The organism is Paenibacillus glucanolyticus NBRC 15330, assembly GCF_004000885.1.
Classification (GTDB): Bacteria; Bacillota; Bacilli; order Paenibacillales; family Paenibacillaceae; genus Paenibacillus_AQ; species Paenibacillus_AQ glucanolyticus.
The window spans coordinates 1-13853 of record NZ_BIMC01000009.1; the positions used below are offsets into that span (position 1 = coordinate 1).

Genomic DNA, 13853 nt, shown 5'->3' on the forward strand with positions numbered 1-13853 from the left:
TCCTTGGCGAAGCCGGCCGCGCACGCGAGTGCGGCCGCGAGCCAGGCACCGCGCGACTCCGTCAGGAGGAGCGCGGCGGTGTAGGGCAGCAGCGGCAGCAAGGCCGCCGTTGCGCGGAGCGTGCTCGTCCGAGTCCACGGGACGGACGGCAGCGCGAACAGCCGCTCCAGCAGGAAGGCTGCCATCACGGCCCCGAACGTGTTCGGGTACTGAAGCAGTCCGCCAAGCCTCGCGCCCGTCGCGCTGATCGCCGCATCCGCCGTATGGTGAATCCCATACGGCAGCTCCAGGAGCCCGTACACGGCAAGCAGCGCATTGCCGCACAAAATTGCCCCCAGCAGATGCCAGCCCATCCGCATTGCCTTCAGACCCTCTGCTGTACGGCACACGCTCCATGCAGCAGCTGCAAAGGCTCCATAACCTCCCCACAGAACGATCTCCTTCATCGTACCCTCCAGCGACAGCGGCCCTCTGATTCCATGAAATCCATAAAGCAACAGGATGCCGCATATACACCCAAGGATAACGGGCAGACCTCTATCAAACAGCAGAGTATCCGGCATCATGACACGATGAACTGCCGCCACCCTCCGGCGTGTTCCGAACAGCCGTACTCCCGCCATAAGCAGCAGGAGCATACCGAAACCTGTTCCGATCAGATATATGTCCACCTCAAAGAACATACCTGTACGAACACCAGCGATAAGCAGAAGAACGATCAGCATCACAGCCCCATAACGAAATGTGGTCTGTACCAGAATGAACACCCCGATTCCATAAGGAATGTGTGTGTATCCCTCGCATGTGGATGCTCATTTCATGGCTTTCATCCATTAGGCTCACAGGGTCAACACAACCTATTATCCATTTTGGACAAGGAACCACACGGCTATTCTTATGGAACTGGCGGTGAACTCCTGGCTGGATTAGGGGATGGTTTACAGTACGGTCTATATTGTCCGGCTCACAGACGCAAATGACTTTGTAAAGTTGTCTAGAAGCAGAAACAAACAACGCTTGGACCAATCGATTCAGAAGAAGATCAGGACAGGCGTATTGAAGAAGAATTTAGAGTCTTCGGGTTTTGCAGAGCCCTATCTAGCCGGTTTGATTATAGCCTCTACATAAGCATTGAATCCCTCTCCTCCCACAGCAGCCACAGCATCAGTGTAATACTGTTGCGAGGTATGACACTATTGGGGAGTATGACATCATCCTAACGGACCAGAGAGAGGTTATTTCAACGAAATCGAGAACTTGTAAGAACTAACGGACACCACAGCCCTTTTTCGGCATTTGAACGCATCTTTGGGGTTGTTTTTGGGCAAATAAGAACCCTCATGTCCGTTAACAAATCAAACTCTGGTTTTTATGGCAGATAGGACCCCTCATGTCCATTAGCAAATCAAACTCTGGTTTTTATGGCAGATAAGAGCCAGTCCATTAGCTTCACCAATCATCCAAGCAAACCTCGGACCACGCACCGTGGGCGTGATGAATACATTAAGAGGGTCGATTGTTTTCGCATTCCAAAGCATCCGTCAAGGTGCTGATTTCAGATAGAGCATACTTTCTTATAGCATAATCAAAAAACGATGAAAGTGAGCTCTCGCACTTTCATCGTTTACAGGGTCAACGTGAATTAGTTTGCTTACGCCTCCATAGCCTTGCGGATATGAGGGACTTTCATCGTTCACAGGGTCAACGCGAATTATTTTTTTGCATTTGGCAATAAATCCTGGCACGCTCGCTCAAGATATGGCGAAGCGCTCAGAAAATCGCGAAACGCGGTATACTCCTGCCACAGCTTATCCCGATCACCAGCCGAACCGCTGACCGCACGGATCAGGATATTCTTGGGCGTATGCTCCATATCGATAAACTCCAGAAGCTGCGTTTTGTACCCCATCAGATCCAGCAGCTTGGCCCGGATCGCATCTGTCGCAAGCGCCGAGAAGCGTTCTTTCAGAATACCGTGGGACAGCAAAGGCTCCATGATGGGACTCTCTACTTGGGCGAACAGCTCATGCTGGCAGCAAGGCACCGACAGGATGACCGAGGCCCCCCAACGGACTGCTTTCTCCAGCGCTGCATCGGTTGCCGTATCGCATGCATGCAGCGTGACCACCATATCGACCTGCTCCAGTTCGTCATATTCCGCAATGTCGCCGACAAGAAACCGCAGTTGGTTATAGTTCAGTTTTTTCGCCAGCATACTGCAGTGTTCGATCACATCCGCCTTTAGATCCAATCCGACAATATTCAGCGTTCTGCGTGCGGTTACCGCCAAATAATGATACAAGGCAAAGGTCAGGTAGGATTTACCGCAGCCAAAATCGACGATGGTCAGCGGACGGTTCTCCGGCAGATGGGGAAGAACATCCTCAACCATCTCCAAGAAACGGTTAATCTGCTTGAACTTATCGTATCTGCGGGCAAACACCTTGCCATCCTCGTTCATAATGCCCAGCTCCACCAAAAACGGAACTGGCTCCCCCTCTTCGAGAATGTACGTCTTTTTTCGGTTATGGGATAAATCTGTCTTCGTCTTGGACGGCGATTTCGTCAGAATCGAAACCTTGTATTTCTTGGATATCAGAACCTGATAATCCGCTTCCGGTGTGTAGATCATCGCCTGCCGGAACACATTCTCGAACAAGTCCACCAGCACGGCCTCCGCCTCATCCGACGGCACGTTCAAATGGGTTACCTTGGTGCCCGAATAATAGGCGAACTGATAATGGAGCTTGTTCTTGAGATCTACGGGCTTGATCGTCACCTTGCTGTAGGTCATGCCTTCCCGCTTGCGAAGCTGGCTCAGTGTAGCCGTAATTAATGATCTTTCTTCCATGATGTTATGAATCAATTTTCTTAATGTATCCAAAAGGTACATCTCACTTTCTTTATGGTATAGACAGGGACAGGTTAATCCTGACGGATAGATTGCTCGCCACCGTCCTCCTCCGAATGCTGGAATCGACGGTGAAGCTCATCCATTCCTTCGCGGACTTCCTCAAGAGGAAGCCCTCCATTGACTAGCTCTTCAGGCGACTTCAGCTGTAATCGTTGATAAAACTGCAGCGCTTCGTTATATTCAATCGCACGGTGATCCAGCAATTGATAAAGGATGTTCTCGGCCTCCGCATACATCCCCTGCTGCTCCGCATATGCATAGTAATCCCGCGCAGCGGTGTCAGGCAATGCATAGGACTTTAAACGCTCCCTCACGATGTGTATCCGTTCCGGCAAGTTCAGAAGCTTCGGATCGGCCCCTTGCAGGGCAGCCTTCAAATATAACTGAAAGACCTTGGTATAGAGCAGCGCTGCTTCTTCTTCACGCTCCAACTCAAGCAGAATGGAGGCTTCCTCTTCCATTAGTCTTGCAGCACTCTGCAGCTTGTCCGCCTCCAGATAGCCGTGATTTCGAAATAACTGCTCAATATCGGAAGCAGACAGTGAGCGAAGCAGCTGGGAATTCAACCGGAACTGCCGTTTGAATAGATCATCCAATTCCCAGAGCGCTTCTGTGTGCTTGCGCTCCTGCTTCAGCGAAAACACCTTGGCAATCATCTGCGACATATCCTCTATAAGACGCACGAGATAATCCCTGCGAAACATACGCTTGCCCCCTAACCTGCATCACTTCGAATGCAGCGTATTCATCTAGTGACCTGATTGTTATATTTCCAATATGAGTTCCGCTGCCGGACACTCACCTGTGATCGCTGGGCAGCTTCGCAGATTCCCTCTGCGGCGCAGCCTTCATTACTCTAAGCTCAATCTAGATTAAATTGTAGGCTATCCGGGATCAGAATTCCAGTAGCGCGGGGTAACCTTCAACAACACAGCACTGATCAGCCCAGGATGGATGATGGGAGCAAACCAAACACATTATGAAAAAAATAAAACGGATACCCCGATTCAAGAGGTATCCGTTTATTATAAGCTATACAAGGGTTGTCATGCGTTTATTCATGTTCAAGCTGTTCCATGAAAGACGTAATCACTTCGCCAAGTTTCTCCGGCGTCTCCATCATACTCATATGTCCGGCACCTTCAATCACAATGCGAGTTACATTGTCATTCTCTGTCGTAAAGGTACGCTCTGCTGGAATTAATCCATCCTTCTCTCCGGCTACAAGCAGGATAGGCAGTATGGATGCCGAGAGAACGTCGCGTCTGTCCGGACGTTCACGCATAGCCAGCACCGCCCCTATTGCTCCCTGCGGTGGTGTCAGGTAGCCTATCTCCTTCGCCCGCTGAATACACTCTGGCTTGGTATCCTCTGTGCCAGGAGCGAATAAGCCGGGCACCAACCCGTCAACGAAAGCAGTAATGCCTTCCCCTTGAATGGTGCTAACCGCCTTCACTCGTTTCTCCTTCGCCTCATCCGAGTCCGGATAACCCGTAGAATGAATCAGGCCGAAGCCGTTCAGACGAGAAGCGTAACGCTGGGCGAAGGAGAGCGTAATATAGCCTCCGAGGGAATGGCCAAGTAATGCAGCCTTCGGAATATCGAGCTCATCCATTAACTGGAGTACATCGTCTGCCATCTGTTCGATGGTATAAGGTCCCATCGGTGCGTCAGACCGTCCGTGTCCCCGGAGATCCGGTACAATGACTCTGAAGCCTTGAAGAAATGGCAGAATCTGTTCCCAGTAGGCAGAGCTTCCGCAGAACCCGTGAAGCAAAATGACCGGCTCACCTTGTCCCTGATCAACATAACAAATCGTGCTGCCGTTGCATTGTACTTTTTCCATAGCGATACCCTTCTTTCTATTCAGCGGATGCCATTTGGTAGACACCCATTATTTTATAAAGAATGATCTATATTAAACAGAATCAACCCAGGCTGAAACGCCATGCCTTATGTCCTAAGATTAAAGGCCAATGCCGCTTGCCGTGCTATCTCCTCCGCCATCCCCATGACTTGGTAAAGGGACGTTACCTGCAGGGTCCAATAAGGCTTTGGACCCTGAACATTCACAACGGCTGCCACACTGTAATCTCCCACGGAAGGAAGCTTCCCTCCGACAGACTGGGCTGGTGTCAATGGACCTTCACTCGTAAAGAAATAACCGACAGAGGAAGCCTGCCCCAGACACGCATCAATGGCAACAATCACCTTATCCGCGGGTATCCCGTTCAGTCTCGCTTGAAGATTGAAGGCATCACACGGTTCAGGCAGCGTCCCAACCACGTGCGGGAACCCATATGCCGCCAGCCGGCTTCCCGTCAGCGGTCCCAGTGCATCCCCCGTTGAACGATCGGTACCAATACATAAGAACACAATGCTTTCGATTGCATGCCGCTGCGAGATCATTTGAAAGAAAACCATCAGTTCGTGGCCCGACATTTTGGCCTTGGCGGCATATACGATTGGCGGTTTATCAGCTTGTTCGCTCATGACGGACCTCCTCATTAATCCATGCTCCCATACTGCTTACCGATGCCTTTGAAACAGGTTTTTTCCTGATTTTAACCTATTCACGTCCACAATGGCAAAAACATTGGTCGAGCTGCACAGTAACATGATACAATACAGGGATGAAAATCGTAAATCCGCCGAAGAGAGGATGGTGTTACACATGAACTTGAATGAAAAATCGCAAGCGAATGTCGAGTATATGATTGAGCAGATCAAAACAAAGCTTCGGATGGCTACAGGCGCTGCAATGCAGGCTTCCGCCTTCTCGGTTAATCAATACGATGATATTTATGACTTGTATGATATGGTCATGAATAAACAAAATCTCAGCATATCCGAAGTGGAAGCCGTAGTATCAGAACTCGGCCAGCTTCGCGGAAATCATTAAATCGTAAAGAAACCAAGCAGATACCCATTCCACGGCAAAGCCCCCGGAACTTCGCTAATGAAATTCGCGAGTTTCCGGGGGCTTTGCCGTCCTAATCTATGGCATATCAATGATAACTACTTCCGAGTTCCCCTCACTTGAGTTCCCCTGGAAGGTCAGCTCATGACGACGCTGTATTCTGGCGGCGTCACCGGATGAAATATCAAATACTCCGTCTTCCGATGATATTTCAACCTGGCCGCTGATAACGTACACATGCATTCTCCTATCCTCGGATAAGCTGTACGTCAGCTCTTTGCCTGTCTCGAGTATGCTGCTGTACATCACAACATCCAATGATTGGGGCAAGCTGCGTTCACCGTCACCCGATCCGATGATCGGAAGCATCTGGTTTAATCGCTGTGCTTGTGTAAAGTCGCCTTGGTGATGACTGGCCTCAAGACCCGGCTCAGCAGGTAAAAACCACATTTCCAGATAACGGACATCTTCGGAGGAAGACGCATTATTCTCTGCATGATATACACCCGAGCCTGTATTCACAACATGAATCGTGCCTGGGGTAAGCTCCATAAACTTCCCCTTATCATCCTCATACGTTAACTTGCCCTCCAGCACCAAATGGACAATCACCAAGTCATGATGAAACCTGCGATCAAAACCCTCCATCGGTTTCAGCACATATTCATTATGTGCGAGTAGGCTTCCAAAATGCTCATTATGCGGATCTGTATAATCTCCAAAAGAAAAACTGAATTCACTATGAATACCATCATCATGGGTAGTATGTCTTTCCGCAGCCGTCATGATCTTAATCATGGCCGGTCACCTCCGCCGTTTTTACTATTCTAATACCCCGGCGGATTTCGATCTAATCATTCTTGTTTAAACGCGGGTCAGTATAAATTCAGTTTCGGCCCTGCCTACCTTGCGTCCCTCATCATTGAATAGATCCTTGGGATACGCGGCTTTCAGCCGCTGGAGGGTCGTCTTATTGCTGTATCCGATTTGCTCCAGTATGGACTCCACAATCCAGCCCCACTCTTCCTCTGAACCATCTGCGATTTTAAACGAAATACCCAATCGCTCCTTCTTCAGACCAAAACAGTACACCCCTTTAAAGCCCCCTTTTGCCACCACGTTATCATCTTCCAGAAGGAGGGTGTCCACTTTGTGGTTCCCCGCAACCATATAGGGAGATGCATTCATAGCCGATGTGATCGTAAGGACCGCCTTTCGCGTAGGCTCATCCTCGATCCGGTCAGGGGATGCAAGCTTCATATAGGCGGTGGCCAGAGCACGGAGCGGCATAGCAAATACCGGCAGTCCGCATCCATCCGTGCCTAGACGAATATCGCCGGGTGCCAATCCGGCCAAATCGGAGACCGTTCCAAGAATCTCCTGCTGAAGCGGATGTTCCGGATGGTCATATCCTTTAAGCGGGTATCCCGCCATCTGGCAATAGGCAAGCATGCCGTAATGCTTGCCCGAGCAATTATGGTACCATTTGCTCTTATCGCTTCCTTCACGCAAAAGAGATTCCTTGCTTCCTTCATCCAGCGGCCAACTGGATGCGCAGACCATATTGGACTCCCCAATGCTTACCTTGCGGGCAAAGCGCTCCAATACTTCAACATGGGCCGGCTCTGCCCGATGGGAAGCCGTCATAATCGCAATTTCCTCTACTGTTAACCCATAATGATCTGCCAATCCCGAACGGATGGATGGGATTGCCTGCAGCGGCTTGGCGGAGGAACGCGTGAATGCGACATATTCCGGATCTCCTGCATAGGCTTGAACGGCTCCTTCATCATTAACAATACATATATGTCCATTGTGGACGCACTCCACTATATCCGCTCGATATTCCTTCACCAATACAGTATCCATGTTGCACGACTCCTTCTATAAACCGTCTATGACAGCATCGTTCCTGAAAAATTCGAGTGTTTGTGACATCGAAATAGATCTTTAATTCGATAATAATTGCAAATCCTTATCCAGTATAGTACAAAAATCCGCAAATGACAGCAGGGTAAATTCCGCAGAGGATGGACATTTCATTTTCTTCCCCGTTTCCCGTCTGCCCTGTTTCACGATGTGGCCTTACGTTTAATTACGAGATAAGCAAGCCCACACGAAAAACATTGCTCTGAAAAAGGAGGCGATCCTATGTGGGGAATCATTATCAGCATCGTGATGGCAATCATCATCGGGATTATCGGGGATGCGCTGGTGGGTCATGAAATGCCGGGCGGAATTATCGGATCCATGATCGCAGGTTTTGTAGGTGCGTGGCTCGGACCGTGGCTCTTCGGAGCATGGGGCCCTGTAATTGGCGGATTTGCCATTGTACCTGCTATTATCGGTACGGCCATCTTTGTATTCCTGCTCGGTCTTGTTGCCAAATTGTTTAGACGCACAGCCTGATACTCGTGTTTATATGTTTAAACTTTATATTAACTAAAAGGAGTGAAAGTTATGAATCACACAGAACAAGAAAATCCAGTACAAGGCGGGTCCACATTCTTTAGAGGTGCTTTTATCGGTGCATTGGTCGGAGCAGCAGCAGCTCTATTGTTCGCTCCCAAGCCAGGCCGCGAGCTTCGTGGCGATTTGTCCGAGAAGCTGAGCATCGTAACCGATAAAACCAAGGAAGTTGCTTGCACTGTAGGCGATAAGGCTTCTGAGCTGGCTAAAACCGTGGGCAGCAAAGCCTCCGATGTCATGACAACGGTAAATGAAGGCCGTCAAAATATTATGTCCAGCGTTAAGGAAGTCTCAGCGGATGTGTCCGACGAGGTATCCAGTGCTTCCAAAGACGTGAAGGAAAAAGCGATGGACACCTCTTCCGATGTCAGCCGTGAAATAAAATCGACTACGAATTATTAATTCGTGAGGTCACGAAATAGCCAGCTGACAAAGCTGGCTATTTTTGTGCCAGAGCGTTAGAAGGTTACTTGTTATTAGTGTATTGTTCTGCAGGTGAAATGACACGGGGCATCTGCCTAAGAAAGCGGGGATATCTCATGAGCAAAGCCAATCCATATAACAGCCGCTCCAGCCTCTCAACTCGAAGCGGGGGGCATTCCAGACCACATGAGGAAAAGCGGGAGGAATCTGCATCAACCAAGGAAAGGCACTCCAGCGCGGCAGATGATGTTCAGGAGCACCCTTTCGAGCTCCGGCATGAAGTGAAGAAGCTGAACACTCGTCTGGACAAAATCGCGGCCACCCTGGAGAAATCGGAAATGAAGGATATGATCGACAATTACATGAATCCCAAGAAACGCATCATTGCCAACCTCACGGCTGGGCTGTCCCGGGGGCTCGGTCTAACCCTGGGCACGGCTCTTGTGCTTGGTCTCTTGGGCTACATTCTCAGCTTCTTTGTCAATGTACCGATGATTGGAGATTTCATCTCCGATCTGCAAGGATATATCGATCAATCCAAATCCTAGCCAGCTCTCGCTGCATACAAACAGCCCGGTAACCTAAGCAGAAGCAGGTACCGGGCTGTTATGACGCTAAATTTTCCTACTAACCTTGAATTTATATGTTTCTGTTTTTGGACTTCACGCGGAGCAAATCACCCGTCCATCCTTTCGCACGCAACCAGAGGTACATTCCACCGGTCCACAGCAGGATGAAAGCGCTGATTGCCGTAAATCCCCAGAATGTTTTAATAGCCGGCAGGTTCTCAAAATTCATTCCCCATACGGCACCGATCACCGTGGCCGGTGTGAAGACGACGGTAAAAATCGTCAGCGTCTTCATAATTTCATTGCCGCGGAATCCGGAGATGGCATCATCAATAGAAACAAGGGTATCAATTTCGCGCTCATAATGGTGGATCAGCTGCTCCAGTCTCTCCACTCTGTACTGGAGCTGCTGGAAGGAGCGGCTGTCATCCAGTTGGTTATGATAGCCTTCCCTAGCGGCGGCAACAAGCTCTTGAAATGGGATAAACAGATTACTCCAGTCCAATAACTCGAACCGGGCCGACAGGATCTTATCCATCAAGGTTCGCCGGTTGCGCGTGCGCATATCACTTTCAACAAGCCGAAGATTGCATTCGAATTGATCCATCCCTGCATGATAATAATGCAGAATCGCCCGTGCCAGAACAAACATGCCATCTGCAGGCCCCCGGCATTGATGGAGCATGGATGTTCTCTCCGACTTGGCCATCACACTACGGGTATGGTCATCCAGATTAATGGTAATCAGCACATGATCGTCCAAATAGAAATAGAACTGTTCCGACTTGTGATGATCAGGATCGGACGTAACCTTATAGAGCATGGTCCCCATAATAACGGTTTCTACGCCCTCTTTGAAGCGAACGGACAAGTAATTCCGATCCTTTAACGTCGATGCCAGATCAAACCATTCGGACGTATAGGGATAACGCGTTCGAAGTTCACCAATCCAGGAGGATTGCCAATCATCCGTTCGGACATCATGCCACTGCCACCCTCCTGCAAAAGTATATATATCCTGACCCTCCGCTCTATCTGGCGCAAGCATACTCTCTTTGCCACTCCCTTCTATTTCAATCCGGATATTGCGGTTCCAAAAAGGCACGCCTTCCTATAATTGAGGAAGCGTGCCTTATGTTCCCATACGTCTGTCACTACGGGGCTTGTCCATATCAGTAAGATGAATTGGACATAATCTGCTTCAATTTTTCCGTTGCCCGCTTCTGGATACGCGACACACTCATTTGCGATACTCCAAGTCTCTGAGCAATGGCCCGCTGGGACTGCCCTTCCTGGAATGCCAGCAGCAGCACCTTCTGCTCCTGTTCCTTCAACTGACTCATCGCCTGCTGAAGATCCATCCGCTTCTCCACGGAATCAAAGTCATTCACATCCGAGCTAATCAGCTCTCCAAGCGTTGCTCCGGTTTCTTCCTGAGATAATGGGGAATCGAGTGATACGTAGTGATAGCATTCCCGTCCGGCTAACACCTCGACGGTTTCTTCAACGGATAGATCCAGATAAGCTGCAATCTCATTCACATCCGGAGACCTCTCCAGCTTCACCATTAACTCATCAATTGCCTGCTGGACCAAGGCACCTTTCTCCTTGATTCGTCTGGGTACTTGAATGTACCACGACTTATCGCGGAGGAAGTTTTTCATATGCCCAATCATGCTCTTCATGGCATAGGGCTCGAACGGAATCCCCAGGCTAATGTCGTATTGCTGAAGCAGACGGATTAATGCCATCTGACCCACCTGATATAAGTCCTCATACAGATCCGGCCGATTCCGGGCAATTTTGCCCGCAGCCATTTTGACCATCGGCTCATATTTCTTAATCAGCACCGTTGCGATATCGTTATCCTTCGTCTGCTGATACTGTTGTATTAAATGTACTGCTTCATCCCTGGACTCTGGGGGAGTCACCTTATCACTCATACCCGCTCCTCGCTTCTTGCAAGCCGCTTCGTAAGCATAACCTCGGTTCCCTTTCCAGCCTGGTTTGTTACGCTCACCTCATCCATAAGCGCCTCCATCAGGTAGAAGCCGAGTCCGCCGATTTGGACCTCACTGAGATCTTTATCATGAAGTGAACGGTTACCAACCGCTCCCACACTGTCGAAACTCTCCCCTTCGTCTCTGACCGTAATGGATAGCGACTCGCTAGTCACTTGGAATAATACCTCTACCATTCCGCCTTCCTGACTATACGCATACAAAACCGAGTTATTGCAGGCCTCAGACACTGCAACCTTCATATCTTCAATCTCTTCATAGGAGAAGCCCATCTTGGAAGCTATCCCGTACAGATTCAGCCTTACGATATCCACGTATTCAGCACTGGCAGGCAAATTAAGTGTTACTCTTTGTACATCTGAATTCATTCTTTTCGATCCTTTCCTATTGGGAATACTTCTTACGACTGAAAGAACTTCGCAATACCCGTCATATCAAACAGCTTCTGAATTTGCGGCGGAACTTCCTCAACTGCAAAACGGGCTTCCATGCCGTGTCTTGCTTTCAGTATCGACAGAAGAATACCAATACCTGTACTATCAATATATGTCATGTCCTTCATGTTGACGATCAAGTCTACTTCGGAATTGCCGACAAGAGGTTCCATTACTAATCGAAAATCCGGAGCGACGGACAGATCAAGTTCACCGCTCAAAAATACAGTACATACACCCTCGCTCATCTGAGTCTTGGCATTGAACTTATCATTTGTTTTTGTATTCATAGACACTCTCTCCCAAATAATTTGTTTTCCCTTTACATAACCCGTTATCTAACTCGTTGAAACAGGTTGAAGGGGAATGTGGCCGTGCTAATATATGGAAACGAATCTTTTCCCTAACCGTTAATGATTCGAATGGTGTTTGGACGGTTGTCCCAGTCGTCCGGTTCCACTGGTGTATATCGGGACAACAGGTGCTTAACGCAGCTGATTTTGACCGGCTTGCTAATATATTCGTCCATTCCGGCATCCGAGCAGCGCTTCTGGATACCATCCATCACATTGGCTGTCATGGCAACCAGAATAGGTGCATCCGCTCCATGCTTCATCTGACGGATCAGGCGTGCAGCCTCCAGGCCATCCATAACCGGCATTTGCAGATCCATAAAAATGATATCGTACACTTTAGGACCGGCAACCATATCAACCGCCTGCTTACCGTCCTCTGCCATGTCCGCGCTCATTCCCATCTTTTTCAGCATGCTGTCCATCAGCTTTCGATTAATCGGGTGATCATCCACAATCAGGATGTTGGCTTGTCTCTCCCCATGGACGCGAAATTTATCGGTAGGCTCATCTTCTCGCCGTCGATAGTCTCCTTCCTCATAGGTATGAACACACATCGTAAATACGAAGGTGGCACCCTTATTTTCCTTGGATTCCACCGTAATGTCCCCACCCATCATCTGCACAAGGGATCTACAGATGGCAAGTCCCAGCCCTGTCCCTCCGTATTTGCGGGTCATGGAGGAATCAAGCTGCGAGAATGGCTTGAACAGCCGATCGATTTTCTCTGATGAGATGCCAATCCCCGTATCCTTCACCGTAAATTCGAGGGTTAACCGGTCCTCTTCGACTTGGGTCAGCGATACAACCAAATATACTCCACCCTCATTGGTGAATTTCACAGCGTTGGATACCAGATTGACCAATACTTGGCGAAGACGTCCCATATCGCCAAATACCATCGACGGAATACGCTCCTCAATGTAATACGAAAGCTGCAAATTTTTCTTGGAGGCTTCTCCCGAGAACAAACCGAACACTTCCTGCACACAAGACTTGAGATCAAACGGATATTCCTCCAGCTCCATCTTGCCGGATTCCATCTTGGAGAAATCCAGGATGTCATTAATGATGTTAACCAAAGCATCCGCGCTGTTGCGGATGATCGTTGCATACTCCCGCTGCTCTTCCTGAAGCTCGCTGTCCATCAGCAAATCGATCATACCGATCACGCCATTCATCGGCGTACGGATTTCATGGCTCATCATCGCCAGAAACTCCGTTTTGGCTTTAACGGCAATCTCCGCTGCTTCCTTCGCCTGCACAAGCTCATGATTGATCTTCTCCAGTTCCAGCGTCTTCTGATGCAGCTGCATGGACTGGATCTTGAGTCTGTTATTGGTTTGGTACATATCGACAAAACCCTCGATCTTGGACTTCAAGATTTGAGGGATAAAAGGTTTAACCATATAGTCGATTGCACCTGCCGAATAACCCGCAAAGAGATGCTCCGCGTCCTTGCTGTTTGCAGAAATAAAGATAATCGGAATATCCTTTGTTTTGTCTCTCGCCTTGATCAGCCTTGCTGTTTCGATACCGTCCATACCGGGCATCTGTACATCCAGAACAATCACAGCAAAGTCATACTTCAAGAGATACCGCAGAGCTTCTTCCCCCGAAGTCGCTTTTATTAGCGTGTATTGCTCACTGTCCAGAACAGCTTCGAGTGCAAGTAAGTTTTCAGGGCGGTCATCTACCAACAGAATATGAATCGGTTCGTGAAACCCCATGAGATCCTCCTACAAAACTT

General features: G+C 49.1%; 15 protein-coding genes and 1 pseudogene. 4 read left to right on the forward strand and 12 right to left on the reverse strand.

Annotation, left to right across the window (positions count from 1 at the left end; all coding sequences use genetic code 11):
- The 5 genes and pseudogenes from PGL02S_RS14565 to yyaC form a co-directional block, all read right to left on the reverse strand.
- Nucleotides 1-767: pseudogene (locus tag PGL02S_RS14565) on the reverse strand (O-antigen ligase family protein); the annotation flags it as partial.
- A 944-nt stretch (nt 768-1711) separates the two neighbouring features.
- Nucleotides 1712-2893: a class I SAM-dependent methyltransferase gene (locus PGL02S_RS14570; RefSeq protein WP_036643474.1), complete on the reverse strand. Its 1182-nt coding sequence runs from the start codon at nt 2891-2893 to the stop codon at nt 1712-1714.
- Between the two features lie 32 nt (nt 2894-2925).
- Entirely contained in the window at nt 2926-3618 is a 693-nt protein-coding gene (locus PGL02S_RS14575; protein WP_036643475.1) for a DUF6483 family protein, read from the reverse strand.
- Nucleotides 3619-3968: 350 nt separating this feature from the next.
- Nucleotides 3969-4760 carry an alpha/beta fold hydrolase gene (locus PGL02S_RS14580; protein WP_036643476.1) on the reverse strand — a complete coding sequence of 264 codons (792 nt, stop codon included), beginning with the start codon at nt 4758-4760 and terminating at the stop codon, nt 3969-3971.
- A gap of 107 nt (nt 4761-4867) precedes the next feature.
- Nucleotides 4868-5407 (reverse strand): spore protease YyaC, encoded by a 540-nt coding sequence (yyaC, locus tag PGL02S_RS14585; RefSeq protein WP_036643477.1) that lies wholly within the window; start codon nt 5405-5407, stop codon nt 4868-4870.
- Between the two features lie 181 nt (nt 5408-5588).
- On the opposite strand from yyaC, the gene PGL02S_RS14590 reads away from it, so the two are divergent.
- Complete coding sequence (locus PGL02S_RS14590; protein WP_006212691.1) at nt 5589-5816, forward strand: DUF1128 domain-containing protein; 228 nt, start codon at nt 5589-5591, stop codon at nt 5814-5816.
- A gap of 96 nt (nt 5817-5912) precedes the next feature.
- Here PGL02S_RS14590 and PGL02S_RS14595 read toward each other — a convergent pair whose 3' ends face one another.
- Both PGL02S_RS14595 and PGL02S_RS14600 read right to left on the reverse strand, forming a co-directional pair.
- Complete coding sequence (locus PGL02S_RS14595; protein WP_006212692.1) at nt 5913-6632, reverse strand: pirin family protein; 720 nt, start codon at nt 6630-6632, stop codon at nt 5913-5915.
- A gap of 66 nt (nt 6633-6698) precedes the next feature.
- Nucleotides 6699-7703: an asparaginase gene (locus tag PGL02S_RS14600; protein ID WP_036643478.1), complete on the reverse strand. Its 1005-nt coding sequence runs from the start codon at nt 7701-7703 to the stop codon at nt 6699-6701.
- A gap of 282 nt (nt 7704-7985) precedes the next feature.
- On the opposite strand from PGL02S_RS14600, the gene PGL02S_RS14605 reads away from it, so the two are divergent.
- From PGL02S_RS14605 to PGL02S_RS14615, 3 genes are all read left to right on the forward strand, one after another.
- Nucleotides 7986-8243, forward strand: a complete 258-nt coding sequence (locus PGL02S_RS14605) for a GlsB/YeaQ/YmgE family stress response membrane protein (protein WP_006212694.1) — start codon at nt 7986-7988, stop codon at nt 8241-8243.
- A 51-nt stretch (nt 8244-8294) separates the two neighbouring features.
- Nucleotides 8295-8705 carry a YtxH domain-containing protein gene (locus tag PGL02S_RS14610; protein WP_006212695.1) on the forward strand — a complete coding sequence of 137 codons (411 nt, stop codon included), beginning with the start codon at nt 8295-8297 and terminating at the stop codon, nt 8703-8705.
- Between the two features lie 137 nt (nt 8706-8842).
- Nucleotides 8843-9274 carry a DUF5665 domain-containing protein gene (locus PGL02S_RS14615; protein WP_036643479.1) on the forward strand — a complete coding sequence of 144 codons (432 nt, stop codon included), beginning with the start codon at nt 8843-8845 and terminating at the stop codon, nt 9272-9274.
- A 91-nt stretch (nt 9275-9365) separates the two neighbouring features.
- Here PGL02S_RS14615 and PGL02S_RS14620 read toward each other — a convergent pair whose 3' ends face one another.
- The 5 genes from PGL02S_RS14620 to PGL02S_RS14640 form a co-directional block, all read right to left on the reverse strand.
- A complete protein-coding gene (locus PGL02S_RS14620; RefSeq protein ID WP_006212697.1) occupies nt 9366-10343 on the reverse strand; it encodes a magnesium transporter CorA family protein in 978 nt (325 codons plus the stop codon).
- Between the two features lie 124 nt (nt 10344-10467).
- Entirely contained in the window at nt 10468-11238 is a 771-nt protein-coding gene (locus PGL02S_RS14625) for a sigma-70 family RNA polymerase sigma factor (RefSeq protein WP_006212698.1), read from the reverse strand.
- Complete coding sequence (gene rsbW / locus PGL02S_RS14630; protein WP_036643480.1) at nt 11235-11684, reverse strand: anti-sigma B factor RsbW; 450 nt, start codon at nt 11682-11684, stop codon at nt 11235-11237. Before rsbW ends, PGL02S_RS14625 begins: the two co-directional genes overlap by 4 nt.
- A 32-nt stretch (nt 11685-11716) precedes the next feature.
- Nucleotides 11717-12040 carry an STAS domain-containing protein gene (locus PGL02S_RS14635; RefSeq protein WP_006212700.1) on the reverse strand — a complete coding sequence of 108 codons (324 nt, stop codon included), beginning with the start codon at nt 12038-12040 and terminating at the stop codon, nt 11717-11719.
- A gap of 113 nt (nt 12041-12153) precedes the next feature.
- Nucleotides 12154-13833, reverse strand: a complete 1680-nt coding sequence (locus tag PGL02S_RS14640) for a response regulator (protein ID WP_036643481.1) — start codon at nt 13831-13833, stop codon at nt 12154-12156.
- Nucleotides 13834-13853 lie beyond the last annotated feature (20 nt).

What these genes read in the sequence shown, in the direction of transcription:
- PGL02S_RS14610 (WP_006212695.1), top strand. Translation starts at nt 8,295, where the DNA reads ATGAATCACACAGAACAAGAAAATCCAGTACAAGGCGGGTCCACATTC.
- PGL02S_RS14635 (WP_006212700.1), bottom strand. Translation starts at nt 12,040, where the DNA reads ATGAATACAAAAACAAATGATAAGTTCAATGCCAAGACTCAGATGAGC.
- yyaC (WP_036643477.1), bottom strand. Translation starts at nt 5,407, where the DNA reads ATGAGCGAACAAGCTGATAAACCGCCAATCGTATATGCCGCCAAGGCC.
- PGL02S_RS14570 (WP_036643474.1), bottom strand. Translation starts at nt 2,893, where the DNA reads ATGTACCTTTTGGATACATTAAGAAAATTGATTCATAACATCATGGAA.
- PGL02S_RS14625 (WP_006212698.1), bottom strand. Translation starts at nt 11,238, where the DNA reads ATGAGTGATAAGGTGACTCCCCCAGAGTCCAGGGATGAAGCAGTACAT.
- PGL02S_RS14580 (WP_036643476.1), bottom strand. Translation starts at nt 4,760, where the DNA reads ATGGAAAAAGTACAATGCAACGGCAGCACGATTTGTTATGTTGATCAG.
- PGL02S_RS14600 (WP_036643478.1), bottom strand. Translation starts at nt 7,703, where the DNA reads ATGGATACTGTATTGGTGAAGGAATATCGAGCGGATATAGTGGAGTGC.
- PGL02S_RS14615 (WP_036643479.1), top strand. Translation starts at nt 8,843, where the DNA reads ATGAGCAAAGCCAATCCATATAACAGCCGCTCCAGCCTCTCAACTCGA.
- PGL02S_RS14590 (WP_006212691.1), top strand. Translation starts at nt 5,589, where the DNA reads ATGAACTTGAATGAAAAATCGCAAGCGAATGTCGAGTATATGATTGAG.
- rsbW (WP_036643480.1), bottom strand. Translation starts at nt 11,684, where the DNA reads ATGAATTCAGATGTACAAAGAGTAACACTTAATTTGCCTGCCAGTGCT.
- PGL02S_RS14620 (WP_006212697.1), bottom strand. Translation starts at nt 10,343, where the DNA reads ATGCTTGCGCCAGATAGAGCGGAGGGTCAGGATATATATACTTTTGCA.
- PGL02S_RS14575 (WP_036643475.1), bottom strand. Translation starts at nt 3,618, where the DNA reads ATGTTTCGCAGGGATTATCTCGTGCGTCTTATAGAGGATATGTCGCAG.
- PGL02S_RS14605 (WP_006212694.1), top strand. Translation starts at nt 7,986, where the DNA reads ATGTGGGGAATCATTATCAGCATCGTGATGGCAATCATCATCGGGATT.
- PGL02S_RS14595 (WP_006212692.1), bottom strand. Translation starts at nt 6,632, where the DNA reads ATGATTAAGATCATGACGGCTGCGGAAAGACATACTACCCATGATGAT.
- PGL02S_RS14640 (WP_036643481.1), bottom strand. Translation starts at nt 13,833, where the DNA reads ATGGGGTTTCACGAACCGATTCATATTCTGTTGGTAGATGACCGCCCT.